11 protein-coding genes are annotated in these 14,016 nt (G+C 57.7%); all 11 read right to left on the bottom strand.

Translation table 11 applies throughout. The features are described 5' to 3' along the window. Positions 1-14: 14 nt before the first annotated feature. Positions 15-704: a bacteriorhodopsin gene (locus tag ACP7AP_RS12935; RefSeq protein WP_426034618.1), complete on the bottom strand. Its 690-nt coding sequence runs from the start codon at positions 702-704 to the stop codon at positions 15-17. Positions 705-716: 12 nt separating this feature from the next. Beyond that, entirely contained in the window at positions 717-2,144 is a 1,428-nt protein-coding gene (locus ACP7AP_RS12930; RefSeq protein WP_426034617.1) for an ABC transporter permease, read from the bottom strand. Beyond that, positions 2,141-3,487 carry an ABC transporter permease gene (locus ACP7AP_RS12925; protein WP_426034616.1) on the bottom strand — a complete coding sequence of 449 codons (1,347 nt, stop codon included), beginning with the start codon at positions 3,485-3,487 and terminating at the stop codon, positions 2,141-2,143. The genes ACP7AP_RS12930 and ACP7AP_RS12925 overlap by 4 nt, the downstream gene beginning before the upstream one ends. 65 nt (positions 3,488-3,552) lie before the next feature. Then, complete coding sequence (locus ACP7AP_RS12920) at positions 3,553-4,494, bottom strand: alpha/beta fold hydrolase (RefSeq protein ID WP_426034615.1); 942 nt, start codon at positions 4,492-4,494, stop codon at positions 3,553-3,555. Positions 4,495-4,504: 10 nt separating this feature from the next. Next, positions 4,505-4,909: a hypothetical protein gene (locus ACP7AP_RS12915; RefSeq protein ID WP_426034614.1), complete on the bottom strand. Its 405-nt coding sequence runs from the start codon at positions 4,907-4,909 to the stop codon at positions 4,505-4,507. A gap of 31 nt (positions 4,910-4,940) precedes the next feature. Further along, positions 4,941-7,091: a YbhB/YbcL family Raf kinase inhibitor-like protein gene (locus tag ACP7AP_RS12910; protein ID WP_426034613.1), complete on the bottom strand. Its 2,151-nt coding sequence runs from the start codon at positions 7,089-7,091 to the stop codon at positions 4,941-4,943. 80 nt (positions 7,092-7,171) lie between these two features. Continuing rightward, positions 7,172-8,611: an ABC transporter substrate-binding protein gene (locus ACP7AP_RS12905; protein ID WP_426034612.1), complete on the bottom strand. Its 1,440-nt coding sequence runs from the start codon at positions 8,609-8,611 to the stop codon at positions 7,172-7,174. A gap of 143 nt (positions 8,612-8,754) precedes the next feature. Further along, on the bottom strand, positions 8,755-9,201 hold the full coding sequence (locus ACP7AP_RS12900) for an XRE family transcriptional regulator (RefSeq protein ID WP_426034611.1): 447 nt from the start codon (positions 9,199-9,201) through the stop codon (positions 8,755-8,757). Positions 9,202-9,516: 315 nt separating this feature from the next. Further along, positions 9,517-9,735 (bottom strand): hypothetical protein, encoded by a 219-nt coding sequence (locus ACP7AP_RS12895; protein WP_426034610.1) that lies wholly within the window; start codon positions 9,733-9,735, stop codon positions 9,517-9,519. Positions 9,736-9,747: 12 nt separating this feature from the next. Beyond that, positions 9,748-11,742: an RNA polymerase sigma factor RpoD gene (gene rpoD / locus ACP7AP_RS12890; RefSeq protein WP_426034609.1), complete on the bottom strand. Its 1,995-nt coding sequence runs from the start codon at positions 11,740-11,742 to the stop codon at positions 9,748-9,750. Between the two features lie 118 nt (positions 11,743-11,860). Next, positions 11,861-13,858, bottom strand: coding sequence for a DNA primase (gene dnaG, locus ACP7AP_RS12885; protein WP_426034608.1), 1,998 nt, complete (start codon positions 13,856-13,858; stop codon positions 11,861-11,863). Between the last annotated feature and the right edge of the window lie 158 nt (positions 13,859-14,016).

Below are 14,016 nucleotides of genomic sequence, written 5' to 3'. Positions count from 1 at the left end.
ACGCCCGAGGCAATTCAATACCGTTCTTGGCCAGCGACGGCCAAAACGATCAGCGACGGGGTGATCAGGTTGATCAGGTCAAATAGCGTATAGAGGGCAATCACGCCGGGGGCTTGGCCAGTGCCAATCACCACATCGACAAAGTGCAGGATCGGGTAGATGGCCCAACCGATGGTAAAGATCAGGCGTATCCAGAAATAGCCCAAGCGCACGGCGCGGCTGCCCTTGTGGATGGCGTCAGGCATTGCACCGAAATACATCTCACCCAGAATATACAGCCAAAATCCGATTGACAGCAGCGCACCCAAAGTAGCGTTAAAGAAGGCCGCATCGCCAAGATAGCGCGAGAACACCATCAACAGCGCCGCCGCCGTCATCCGCCAAAATACGGCAACGGGGATTTTCCCCAGGGTGCGGGCAAAGAAGTATACCGCCGCCACCTGCAAGGGCTGCACCGTGAACCAACCCGCGAACCGGATGCCGCCGCTGGCCTTGCCCGCTGTCAGCCACAACGAGGTGGCCCCAAGGTAGTGCATGGCACTGGCAAGTGCTGCCACCCCCACCATTGCCACTGGCAATCGCCATTTGTCGCCCGACCATGAGAGGCCAACAAAGCACAGGATTGCGGTCGAAAACGTGGCAAGCAAGGCCGCCGCAAAAGTGCTGCTGACCACATCATGCGAGGTGTATAAAACTCCGAACATCAGGTTCCCTTACTAAACTTGCGCTCTGATATGCGGCGATCGGCCATACAGCGCGACCATCGGCAAGATCAGAAGACCGAAGATGAATTGTTGCCATTCGTATTTCAGGCCGATCCCGATCAGAAACGAGGACAGCACCTGAAGCACCAGCACGCCGATCACAGTAAACCCATAGCCGCCGCTCCCGCCAATCAACGAGGTGCCGCCGATTACCACCGCGGCCAACGTTGTGAAAAGATACGGGTCGCCCACCCCTATGAACCCTCCGCCCGACCAGCCCAGCAACAGGGATCCGGTCAGTGCGGCGAAGATGCCGGAAAGGGTGTAGGCGAGGGTCCAGTATTTAAACTCGGACACACCAATCAATTTGGCCGACCGACGGTTACCGCCGAGGGCATAGATGTATCGCCCATAAGCCGAATAGCGCAGCGCCACGATCACGATGATCGCCAGCACGATCCAGATCAGGATGGTGGGCGGAAAACCAAGGCCAAAGGTCTGACCGTTCATCGCCGCGAGGTTCTGCAACCACGGCGGCACAGTGCCAAACACATTGCCGCCAAACGCCGACCCGATAGATGTCAGGATTTGCGTCAGACCCGCCACCGCAAACCCCATGCCAAGCGTCATAATCAGCGCCTGGCCTTGCAGTTTGAAGCTGAGCACGCCGTTTATGAAGCCAATCACGCCGCCGAGGATCAGCACAAACCCCACTGCCACAAAAGAGGGCACTCCAAGGCTGATCAGGAACAACAATCCAATATTAGACGCGCCGATCACAAAGGGGATCGACAGATCCAGCCCTCCCATCAGCGCGACCAACGTCTGCCCTATGCAGGCGATGCCAAGGAAGGCCGCGAACAACAAGATCGCCTTGATGTTGGGGCCAGACAAGAAACCCTCAATAGTAAAGGATGAAATTACGATCAAAGCGACCAGCACGATCAGCCCGATAAAGGCACTGCGGCCAGTCGCGAACTGACCTGACACTTTGAAGGCAAACAGCAAGATCGCTTCCAGCACCAGAAAAGCGATCAGGTTAGTGATCGATCGGAATCCTGGCACCGTCGCCGTGACGATGAGATAGACCAGCAACAGCAAGACCATGGCAATGATCAGCACACGGTTTGATCGCCAGACGCTTGGCCTTTTCGATGTGGTCTCGGCTATGGGTTCCGCCCGCGCTATTGCTCGCGTCTCAAAGATCACCGCGATGTAGTTCAATAGCCACAGCAGCACCGCGACCGAGATCACTGTTGATAGGATCACCGCCTGCGCCTGCATTCCCTGCCCGAATCCAAGGCCAAATCCAATGGCCGCTATGATCAGCGCCAGCGATAGGTTCAGCCAGATAATTGCCCCCGAACGCGGAATCGGGATCAGTTGTAGACGCGGCTCGCGCGCGACGAAATGCGGTGGGGTCGGCGGTAGGTCGGTCATGGCGCACCTCCTTGAAACAGGGTCAGATTGCCTTGCGCAGCCACCAAGGCGAACAGCGCCACGATCAAGACCGCCACGAAGATGTATAGAAACAGTCCCATGCGTTTGGCCTGCGCCTCGGCGTTGATCAGGCGCGCTGCAAGCGCAAGCACGACGGCGGCAAAAGCGGCAAGAAAAGCGAATCTTTGGATCGGTGAAAAAACCAAACCAAAGCTGGCAGTTTCGGCGGGCGACACCAGTAGATAGCGCGTCAGCAAATCGCCCTGCCATGCAGCCATTGCAGGCTCAGCAGGCATGTAAACCGATGATGTGGCGACATGCAGCATGATCCCGATTACCACAGACGCCAGCACCACAAAGGCACCCCAGGGCGAGATGAAAGAGATATGCCGCCCAATCACTGGCACCAGCAGCGTCAACAACAGCGAGGCCATGAGGATCAATCCGTAAGCCATCTGGGTGACAAAGGCCTGCACCGCGCCAAAGTTGAACGTCGCCAGCACATAGCCGATCAGATACAAATTCAGCGCCCCCAGGAGAGCGCCCGTCACCCCGCCACGTCCACCCGCCAGGCTGACCCCGCCCAGCACCAGTGCCGTGGTTGCGGTCAGAGTCATATTGGTGCCTTGCGTGGGGTCGCCACTTGCGATCAGCGCGGTGTAGCAAATCGCCCCGAGCCCCACGAACAGCCCGGCAATCACATGCGCACCGATGCGCACGATGTTGATGCGCACACCACTGGTCCAAGCCGCGCGCTCATCATAGCCCATCATCCGCAAGTTGGCGTAAAATGGCGTCAGCGTAAACAATAGCCACCCCGCAGTGGCAATCAGCACGATCAAAAGCACGGGAGAGAATATGGTGGCGCCTAGACCCCAGCTCGCCATGAACTCAGGCGCCATCCCACCGGGGCGCGGCAGAATGACAAGGTTGATACCTGTCAGCGCAAGAAATCCCGACAGCGCCACAATGATCGGCTGCACCCGCACCCAGATGACGATAGAAGCGAACAAAAGCTGATAAAGAACGCCGATGCCAAGTGCGACGAAAAATACCCCGAACGGCCCGGTGACAGCGCCAATCATGTTCAGCTTGACGATTGACACGTTGATGAACGCCAACAGCGGCCCTATCGCTAGGTCAACCGTGCCGCGCCCAGCCACAGCCAGCGCCATCAGTGCATAAGTGGCCAGCGTCAGTGGGGCTGCCACGATGATCGCCGATCCAAAGCCCGACAACGACACAAGGCTTGGTCCCCGCACCGCCGCTATGCCCAGAAGCACCGCGATCAGCAGGATCGGCACCAGCAAATAGGTGCTGGTCGATGAAGATCGTTCCGACATGTGCGGTTGCATTTCATACGAAGGAAAGGGGGTCCGGGCGCGCCTTGGACGCGCCCGAAAAGCGATCAGAGATCAATCACCCGACGCCCAGCAGGCCGCGGCGCTGAGGACGATGATTGCGATGTGGTGCCGGACAGCGCACGCCCGCCCCCTCGGCGTTCGGGGTCGTTCTGCACGATTTTTTTCAGCACTGGAGTGATCACGTCTTTGAACTTCACCGGGTCTTCCGAGGTGGGAAAGTGCCCGCCCGAGAAGATGATTGTTTCCGACCCCTTCACCTTTTCCGCAGTCCGCAAGGTCATTTCCGGCGTGCAGGCAAAATCGTATTCCCCTGTTAGGAAATAGATCGGCGTGCGGCCTGAGATTTTGTGAACGGTGTCGCGGAAATCGCTATCAACCGAGTAGAAATAGAGGTCGCCCTTGAAAATACCCGGCCCGCCCTGAGCATAATACCACCATGTTTCCCAACGATAATCATCAGGGCTTTCTGGTGACATCAGGCCGAAGGTCGACGTCGCAACCGCCTCACCGCCATGGATGTGCGGGTGATGCAAAGGGTGAATCCACCAGCCGGGAGAATAATCGCAAGCCTCTAATGCGATAAAGGCCGAAAACTCATTTTCATACTTCAGCGCCAGCGCCAGACAGATATTGCCCCCCATAGATTGCCCCATGATCACCGGCTTTTTCAAATCAAGCGCGCGACAGAAGGCCACGATAAATTCCGTGTAGAATTTAGTCGTCAGCTTGTATTCATCTTCCATCAAGTGGAAATCTGCGGGCGGAATAGACTTGCCATGCCACGGCATGTCAAATGCGATCATGCGGAAATTGGCAGACATATCCGGGTCACACATCTGGTGACGGTATTGCCGCCCGTCCGTGCCTGCGGTGTGCAGGCAGACCATCGGGATGCCCTCACCGTGTTCTTCGTAATAGGTCCGGTAGGTCTTGCCCTCGCAGGTAATATAGACATAGCGGCCAATGATGGGATCGTGCTGGTTCATCGCGGGTTCCTCACACTTCGCGCATCAGGGACAGCATACGCGTCAGCGCGCGCATGTTCTGCCAGAACGACAAAGTATTGCCGTCGATCACCAGCTGCTTGTGCAGCGGGTGTGCCATCGCCCAGATGTCGTTGAACATCGGCGGCGGGATCTTCATACTGAACTTGGCCCAGGCGCTGGATGGCGCACGCAGGGCAAAGTCAAACCCCATGTCATTGGGGGTTAGTCCTTCGGAAATGCGAGCAATCTTGCCGCTGCGCACCTCGACCAGAAACTCCGTCTCATCCACCCCCAGAACAAAACGGTTAGTAAAGAACTTGCCGACAACTGGCAAAATCCTGTCTTCATTGACGCAGCGCGCCCAGCGTTCGACCCATTCCAGGTCGAAACCTTTTCTGCTGCCGTATTTACTCATGCGGTCCTCCTCGTGGGTTCGGCAGATTGTGTCATGGGGTTGGCAAAGGTTTGCGGGCCGGACCGTAAACCGCTGTGAAAGATGCTTGATCGATGGCAACAGGCAAAACTGCTGCCGCGAAAGCCGCCAAATCGGCACCCGGCGCGATATCCACGCGGGCGGTCTTCAATGCATAAAGCGTAAAGACATAGCGGTGCTGCCGGTCTGGCGGCCAGGGCCCGCCCCAGCCCCGTCCAAAACCGGGAATGGCGAAGGTGACGAAATCAGAATTCAGCTCTGCGGCGTGCACCGGCATGGCAAGGCTGTTGCTGGCCCCTTCTGGCAATTCACGGATGTGGCCCGGAATGTCATGCACCAGCCAATGCGCAAAGCTGCGTGGAAAGTTGAAAGCGGCGGGCAGATCAGGGTCCGTAACCGCCAGCGCAAAACTTTGCGTGCCTTCCGGCACCCCCGACCAACGCAGCGCGGGCGATGTGGGGCTTTCTTCGACAAAGCGGTCAGGAACGAGCGAGCCTTGCGGAATGTCGGGGGCGGTCAACAGAAAACCAGATTGGTTCATCATATCCTCGGGCATTTTTTTGCGTATTAAGGGCACCACTCGGGCGGCAGGACGACCGTCTCCGGCGGTAGCATTGTGCAGCGTGTCAGCCGTCTCGTCGCCAGCCATCGGCGCGGAATCACGGCGACCGAACATCGCGTTTAAAATGACATGACCGTCAAACGGCGGGTCAAAATCGGCCGAGACAGACCCGTTGCGAAACACATGCACCCGGCTGCAGAGGTTCATAAATTCCTCAAGCTCGGATGACAGGAACACCACCGCATTGCCCCGCGCAGCGAAGTCACGCAGATTGCGGTAAAGGTCCAGCTTGGCTCCGATATCAATACCGCGCGCAGGATCATTCAGCACCAGAACAGTCGGCTTTTCGGCAAAAGCCCGCGCGATCAGCACCTTTTGCTGATTGCCGCCAGACAATGACGTGATCAGATTGTCCGGCGATCCCATCTTTACCGCCAGCTTGCTGGTTTCCCAATCAAAGATCGGCTCCAGTTTGGTGCGATTGATCAGGTTCAGCCAGCCGCCCGCGCGGTAGGTTCGATAGATCGGCAATGCTAGGTTTTCAAAGATGCCAAGATTGGCAAAGATACCCTCTTTCTTGCGATCACCCGAAACGTAAGCGATGCCGTTTTCGCGCGCAGAGCGCAGATCGGTCACGGCTTCTGCCACTCCGTCGCGCACCACCGAGATTTGCCCCGACACCAGCGGCGCAACCCCAGCCATCGCGCGCACAAATTCGGCTTGCCCCTGTCCATCCAGCCCAGTGATCCCCACGACTTCGCCGGGAAAAAGCGTGAAGTCAAAAGCCGCACCATCAGCCCAAACCTTTGCGGCCACCATCCTCAAGACCGGCAGATCAGATGAACGACTCGCCGAAACCTGCGAACCTTGAGCCTTCTCGCGCTCCGGCCCTGCGATCAGCGCCAGAATGCGGGCCTCGGTGATTTCTTCCTTTTCAAGCGTGCCGACCGTGCGGCCATCGCGCAATACCGTGGCGCGGTCGGCGATGCGCACGAGTTCAGCGATGCGGTGCGTCACGATCATAATGGAACAGCCGCGTTTCGTCATCTCGCGCATCTTACGAAACAACCGCTCGGTGGAGTCGAAATCCAGCGCGGCGGAGGACTCATCCAAGATCAGAACCTTCGGATCAGTCAGCAGCGCGCGCCCAATGGTGATCCATTGCTTGATCGACAACGGCAGCTCACCCGCAGGCACATCGAGATCAAGGTCAAAACCCAACAGCTCTGCCATCAGGGCAGATGCCCGCGCATAGCGCTCTTCGCGGCTGACTGAGGATCCCAGCAGGCCATCGGCCCCCAGATAAAGATTGTCCAGCACCGAGCACTCATCGGCCACCAGCACCTCTTGAAATACATTGGAAATTCCCAACTCTCGCGCTTCGTGCGGTGAGGTGGCAGATTTACCCAGAATAGCGACCTGTCCCTCGTCGGGGATTAGCACACCAGAAATCACTTTGGCCAGCGTGCTTTTGCCAGATCCGTTGCCGCCAATAATCGCATGCACCTCGCCCTCATAGGCACGCAAGGACACACCACCCAAAGCCACGGTTGGGCCGAAGGTCTTGCGGACCGCGGATATTTCGACCGTGACGACAGACATTGCGTTAAAATTCCAGATCGAGGGGAAACATCGGCTGCCGCAAAACGGGCGCGGCAGCCGAAAGTCAGTCCGGTTTAAACTTACGGCTTGGGGTGCGAAGCCGGGTCATAGGCTTCGGGATCAGCTGGGCGCAGGAAGAAGTTATCGAGATAGGCAGTGCCCGCCCAAGCCTCGATGCCAGGATGATACCAGCCGTCGGAATCCTCGCTACAATCTTCGGGAATGGCAGCCATCATTTGATCCTTGGTCATCATGATAGGCGTTGTCAGGATTGACTGAATTTTCGGTCCCTGGCCTTCCAACGTCCGCATCATAATGTCCCAGATCATTTCAAAATCATCCCCCGGTGGCCATGCATGCAAAGCCGAAGAAATGAAATCAGGGTTATGCCGCCAGTAGCAAAGCGCGCCAAGTTCCGACCCGATGGTGATCGGCACCATATCGCGCCCTGACTGCTTCATTGCGCGCAAGGCGCCCAGTTCGGACGCCGATTGAATGATAATGCCGTTCAACTCGCCAGGATTAGTCGCCATCCATTTCTGGACTTCGGCCTGAGCGACCTGATCGGTCCACATGCCTGCAACCTGACCCTTGATCGCAATGTCAGGGTGTTCCGCTAGTGCCGCCTGAATACCAACGTTCTGGCTGTCAGACGCTGACGCGCCGGGGATACCTTCAACGACCAGCACGTTGCCTTTGCCGCCAATCTCTTTCGCCATCCAGTCGCCCATCATGCGCCCGCCGACAACGAAATTCGCGGACGAGTTTACAGCGTAAGGGCTGGTTAGATAGCCAATGCCGGAAAACACTGGCACCCCTTTAGAATGGGCGTATTCGACCGTCTGGTTCAGCGCCGTAGGATTTGAACAACACACGATGATCGCGTCAACGCCTTGGTCGACCAACTGGCGCATCTGCTGAATCTGAGTGGAGTCGTTCAGATTAGATTGGGTGACGATCACTTCCGAGATCAGTCCCAGCTTTTGCCACTTCGGGATGATCTCGTTTTGCAGCCGATCCATCACGCCTGCACGCCAAGTATTGCCCGCATAGCTGCTAGCATAGCCGATCTTCCATGGCGGTGGATTCTTCGCCACAAAGTCACGGTAAGCACTGTCGGCAATCGGCTGGTTCGGGTCCAACAATGCCGGATTGTAAAGTTTGTCCTGAATTTCCTGCGGAAGTTCCGTTACATCAGCAACGGCCTGACCCGCTGCGGCGACCGATGCGCAAAGAGCTATCGTTCGCAGCACAGCTGCGTTCATGCGTTTCATATTTCCTCCCTGGCCGCCGGTTCTCGTTGGATTGCGGCAAATAGCCCTCCTCCGGGCTGTCATCACCATTTGCGAGATGGAGCAAATCAGGAAATAGGTTTTTCGTATATCCGCCATACCAGAAAGGTATATCACCCTCCACTGCCGTAGTGCGTGACGCTTCTTGTTTCCGGCACCGCAGTCAAATGTGTGAAACAGATTCGATGCTCGCAGAGTCGCTACTCGCCGCGTCGGTCGGTAAAACACCAAACCATCGACGTGATGAGCCGATCGCCATTGAAGCCAAAATGCACCATCGGCACCGCCCGCATTGACGTGAAGGTTTGCTTTTGATCATCAACCCGCGCTGCAAACAGGTTGGAGAACTAATCATCGTCTGTCCTAGACCATCATTTTCCGAACACCGCACGCAGCACTCTGCGACTGCGAGCGGTTAAATTAGGGTCAGAATGGTCGGATGCCTCCCGGATCTCTTCAAGCCACACGACCTCATTTCGGGTAACAACGGTGCCGAAGATCGCCTCGACGGCAACCGCGGTCATTGCGCCGCCCGATTGTTCCAGGGCAAGCTTGAACAACAACTTCGGGTCGCACTCCAGTGCTTTGGCGACGCTGGGCACGCGGTCGAGCGGTAGCTTGGTCGAACCGTTCTTGATCATGGCCAGCACGTTCGGATTAACGTAGCCAGCCTCTGTCGCGATCTCGATCTGTGACTTTCGCGGGCGCAGTTCAAGAACGCGGGTTTCGATGAATTTCGCCAAACGGGTTCCGGCATAAGGTCTGCTTGTCACGGTTTTCGCTTTCTTTTTCAATGTCGCAGTCTTTTTGATCTGCATACATTGATTATAGCGATCGGCAGTTGGGAGCGTGTTGGGATCGCTTCGGCTGCTGAAAAACCGTTCGAAAAACGCACGGTGCTGCGATGGCACTCACGCTTGAGCGCGCTGCGATCAAACCACTGATCTCTCCTGCGCACTATTTCATTCGCTTCATAACAGACTTAATTATAATGAGCTGATAGGAGATGTAACGCCACGTATTAAGTGCCAGAATCGTCTCTTCTTCCAGTGCCAGAAATCTACTTAAGCCATTGAAATTGTTATGTCGCCCAAGGGTTCGAGTCCCTCCGGACCTACCATTCCCTGGGAATTTCAGCCTGAGGGCCCTGCGCCAAGCGAGGCTCCGACGCCGTAAACCATTGCCGTGATCGACACTGAGATTAGCGCCCTGCCCATCCAGCCAATGCGCCCGATCAGAGGGATAAAACGCGAGATCAGCGCCAGCGCCGCAGCAAAGGGCAGGATCAGCCAGGCCGGGGCCTGCATGAATCCCAGCAGCCCCAGCACAAAAAGAAAAAGCGCGCCGATCATGGCGCGCCTCGCTTATTGATCCAGGAAACTCCGCAGCTTGCGCGAACGGCTCGGATGTTTCAGCTTGCGCAAAGCCTTCGCCTCAATCTGCCGGATACGCTCGCGCGTCACGCTGAACTGCTGGCCCACTTCTTCCAACGTGTGGTCGGTGTTCATCCCAATGCCAAACCGCATCCGCAGAACACGTTCCTCACGCGGCGTCAGCGATGCCAACACCCGAGTCGTCGTCTCTTTCAGGTTTTCCTGAATAGCCGAATCCAGCGGCAGAATCGCGTTCTTGTCCTCGATGAAGTCGCCAAGCTGGCTGTCTTCTTCGTCGCCAATCGGGGTTTCCAAGGAAATCGGCTCTTTGGCGATCTTCATCACCTTGCGCACTTTTTCGAGCGGCATTTGCAGCTTTTCGGCCAGTTCTTCCGGCGTCGGTTCGCGGCCAATTTCGTGCAGCATTTGCCGACCGGTGCGGACCAGCTTGTTGATCGTCTCGATCATATGCACCGGAATACGGATGGTGCGGGCTTGGTCGGCAATCGAGCGGGTAATCGCCTGCCTGATCCACCACGTAGCATAGGTCGAAAATTTATAGCCCCGGCGATATTCAAACTTATCAACCGCTTTCATCAGGCCGATATTGCCTTCCTGAATCAAATCCAAGAATTGCAGCCCGCGGTTGGTATACTTTTTCGCAATCGAGATCACCAGACGCAGGTTCGCCTCGACCATTTCCTTCTTGGCCTGACGGGCTTCTTTCTCGCCCTTCTGCACTTGGTTCACAATCCGGCGGAATTCCGAAATATCGACGCCAATATAAGTGCCAACCTGTGCCATCTCGGCGCGCAAATCCTCAACCTTATCGCGGCTTTTCTCGATCAGTGCCTGCCAGCCACGACCCGCTTTCGCGGCCATCTTGTCCAGCCAGTTCGGGTCAAGCTCGTAACCCTGATACTCGTCAATAAATTCGCGGCGGTTGATCCGGGCGGCATCGGCCAGTTTGACCATGCCCGAGTTGATCGCCATGATCTTGCGGTTGATGCCATAAAGCTGATCAATCAGCGCTTCGATCCGGTTGTTGTGCAAATGCAACTCATTCACCAACACCACGATTTCGCTACGCAATTTCTGATAGGCGGTTTCCTCGGTGGCCGAGAACCGCGACTTTTCTGACAAAGTCGCCGACATCCGCAGATCCTGCATTTCCGCCAGCTTGGTGTAATCCCGCGCGATCAGATCGAGCGTTTCCAGCACCTTCGGCTTCAACGCCGCTTCCATTGCGGCCAGCGACATCGAGGTGCCATCATCCTCGTCGTCGTCATCATCCGAACGCATCAGCGGGTTGCCGTCCGCATCCAACTCCGGCTCGTCGCCACCTGCCCGACGGGGTGCCGCTTCGACATCGACGCCTTCCAGATCGGCGCCAACCAGACCTTCCTCGCCATCCAAAGACCGCCCAAAGGTGGCCTCCAGATCAATCACATCGCGCAGCAGAATGTCTTCTGACAGCAGTTCGTCGCGCCAGATGATGATAGCTTGGAACGTCAGCGGGCTTTCACAAAGCCCGGCGATCATGGTGTTGCGCCCCGCCTCGATGCGCTTGGCAATCGCGATCTCGCCTTCGCGCGACAGCAACTCAACCGAGCCCATTTCGCGCAGATACATCCGCACCGGATCGTCTGTGCGATCCAGCGCCTCAGTCGTCGTCGTAACAACCGCCACATCGCGCGCGCCCGACCCGGTTTCCACCAGATCGCCGCCCACCACAGGCTCGCCCTCCTCGACATCCTCGTCTTCAATGACGTTGATGCCCATCTCGGACAGCATCGACATCACATCTTCGATCTGCTCGGACGACACCTGTTCAGGCGGCATCACATTGTTGAGCTGTTCGTAGGTGATGTAGCCCCGCTCGCGTGCGTCAGCGATCATTTTCTTGACGGCCGCTTGGCTCATATCAAGGGAAACGTCCGCCTCATCGGCTTCGGGTTTGCCGTCGTCGGTGTCTTTCGAGGCCATGAGCGCTCCTGGGTCAAAACGGAAGGTCGGGGTCGTGGTAGCGAATCAGAGTCAATCAATTCGAATCAATAGCGCGAATCACGGCGGGGGAAAGCCGAATCAGTGAAATCCCCGTGATCTAACGCTTCGGGCCGTCCTTAGAGAACTGGATGCTGTCCCACAAGCTGCGGGCCCCCTCCAATTCGTCCTTATCCATCTGCACGCCATTGCTGGCCATCACCGCCTCGGCTGTCTTGCCTTTCGGGCCAGCCGAGGCACTAAACCGCGCCACATTGGCTTGTGATATCCGCCAGGTCAGACCCTCATCGGCCAGACCTTCGATATCTTCCATCGCCTCGGCAATCTCGCGTCGCGCGCCCCGGCTGGCTTCCAGATGGGTCAAAGCCTCGGCAATGCAGAATTCGGCAAGGTCGCTGTCGGTGCGATTTCTCACTGGCGGCGCGATCTGAACATGGGGGCGGGCCAGCAGCGCATCAAGGGCAGCGGGCGCAGCTTGCTGAATTTGGTCATAAAGCTGGGCAGGCTCGGCGTCATGCCCGATCAGCAGCTGGCCGCGCAGGGCATGGTGGCCCTCACCGATCAACTCCATGCGTTCCAGCGCGGATTCAAAGCGGCGGATCAGCCGGGGGTGGAAGATCAGCGCGGCGAGGATCACCGCCTCACGCAACACTTCCTCGGCGCGTTCGGGTGCGGCAGCTAGCATCGAATCCTTGGTCGAGGCCACCGGAGGCATCTCAACCGTCGGCCCAAAGCGCCCGTTCTGCCCCGGCGCGCGCGGCACAAACGGCTTAGCAGCGCGCGGGCGCTGGCCAAACAACTCCCAACGCAACTGCTTGATATCTTCGCCATAATGGTTGCGGATCGACGGGTCCGCGATGCGCTTCAGATGCGCGCGCAAGGATTTGTCCAACGCCGCCTTACGTTCCGGGCTATCAAACTGCTTGCCCTCAATCTCGCGCTGCCACAGCAGTTTGACCATCGGCACGGCCTGATCCAGCACCGCCTTCATAGCCTGCGCCCCTTGGGCCTTGATCAAATCATCCGGGTCCATCCCGCCCGGCATCACGGCAAAGCGCAAGCCCTTACCCGCCTCCAACAGCGGCAAAGCCAGATCAATCACACGCAACGCAGCCCTGATCCCCGCCGTATCGCCATCCAAAGCAATGATCGGCTCATCCGAAATCCGCCACATCAGCCGCAACTGATCTTCCGTCACGGCGGTGCCCAAGGGGGCGACAGAGGCCTTGAACCCGGCCTCGGACAAAGCAATCACATCCATATAGCCTTCGGCCACGATCAGCGCCGCGCCCTTGCCGGAAGCCTCCCGCGCAGGCGCATGGTTGAACAGATTGCGCCCCTTATCGAACAGCTCCGTCTCTGGCCCGTTCAGATATTTCGCCCGCGCGTTAGGGTCCATCGCCCGCCCGCCCAGCGAAATCGCCCTGCCCCGCCCGTCCCGGATCGGAAAAATGATCCGCCCCCGAAACCGATCATAGGGTGCGCCGCCCCCGCGCGCGTCGCGCGCAGATGTATCGGCATCAGGCTTGGCGCAAACCCCTGACGCCACAATCAAATCATCCGCCACACCCTTTTGCCGCAACGCGAGATACAGCCCCTGCCGCGCATCCGGCGCGAACCCAATCTCCCAGCGATCCTGCGCCTCCACCGACAACCCGCGCTTGGCCAGATACGCCCGTGCGTCCGAGGCCGCCGAAGTGCGCAGTTGCAGCCGGAACCACTTCACCGCCTCCTCCATCACCTCAACCAGTTGCGTCCGCCTGTCCGCCACCTGCGCAGCCCTAGGGTCGCGCGCGGGCATCGGCATTCCGGCCTCGCGCGCCAGAACCTCCACCGCCTCCATGAAGCCAAGGTTGTCGGTTACCTTGATAAACGTCACCGCATCGCCTTTGGCATGACAGCCAAAACAATAGTAAAACCCCTTGCGATCATCGACGTGGAAGCTGGCGGACTTTTCCTGATGAAACGGGCAAGGCGCCCACATATCGCCCTTGCCCTGATTGGATTTGCGCGGATCCCACGTCACTTTCCTGCCCACAATCGAGGACAGCGAGACGCGGGTGCGCAGTTCGTCAAGGAAACCGGGTGGCAGACTCATGCCCTGTTATATCAGGTCTGATGGCCCCTCTGTCCAGTGCGCCGCTTGTATTTCACATTGGCGAAAATACTCCCGCCGGAGGCATCCGGCATTGGCCGCAAGAGCCTCCGGCGGGGATATTTGAGCACAGAGGCTGACAATTTTAGACAGATTTTAGC

This window comes from Cypionkella sp. TWP1-2-1b2 (assembly GCF_049896245.1).
Taxonomy (GTDB): Bacteria; Pseudomonadota; Alphaproteobacteria; order Rhodobacterales; family Rhodobacteraceae; genus Cypionkella.
This window is presented reverse-complemented; position numbering and strand designations above follow the sequence as displayed.

What these genes read in the sequence shown, in the direction of transcription:
- rpoD (WP_426034609.1), bottom strand. Translation starts at nt 11,742, where the DNA reads ATGGCCTCGAAAGACACCGACGACGGCAAACCCGAAGCCGATGAGGCG.
- dnaG (WP_426034608.1), bottom strand. Translation starts at nt 13,858, where the DNA reads ATGAGTCTGCCACCCGGTTTCCTTGACGAACTGCGCACCCGCGTCTCG.
- ACP7AP_RS12920 (WP_426034615.1), bottom strand. Translation starts at nt 4,494, where the DNA reads ATGAACCAGCACGATCCCATCATTGGCCGCTATGTCTATATTACCTGC.
- ACP7AP_RS12935 (WP_426034618.1), bottom strand. Translation starts at nt 704, where the DNA reads ATGTTCGGAGTTTTATACACCTCGCATGATGTGGTCAGCAGCACTTTT.
- ACP7AP_RS12910 (WP_426034613.1), bottom strand. Translation starts at nt 7,091, where the DNA reads ATGTCTGTCGTCACGGTCGAAATATCCGCGGTCCGCAAGACCTTCGGC.
- ACP7AP_RS12930 (WP_426034617.1), bottom strand. Translation starts at nt 2,144, where the DNA reads ATGACCGACCTACCGCCGACCCCACCGCATTTCGTCGCGCGCGAGCCG.
- ACP7AP_RS12900 (WP_426034611.1), bottom strand. Translation starts at nt 9,201, where the DNA reads ATGCAGATCAAAAAGACTGCGACATTGAAAAAGAAAGCGAAAACCGTG.
- ACP7AP_RS12925 (WP_426034616.1), bottom strand. Translation starts at nt 3,487, where the DNA reads ATGTCGGAACGATCTTCATCGACCAGCACCTATTTGCTGGTGCCGATC.
- ACP7AP_RS12895 (WP_426034610.1), bottom strand. Translation starts at nt 9,735, where the DNA reads ATGATCGGCGCGCTTTTTCTTTTTGTGCTGGGGCTGCTGGGATTCATG.
- ACP7AP_RS12915 (WP_426034614.1), bottom strand. Translation starts at nt 4,909, where the DNA reads ATGAGTAAATACGGCAGCAGAAAAGGTTTCGACCTGGAATGGGTCGAA.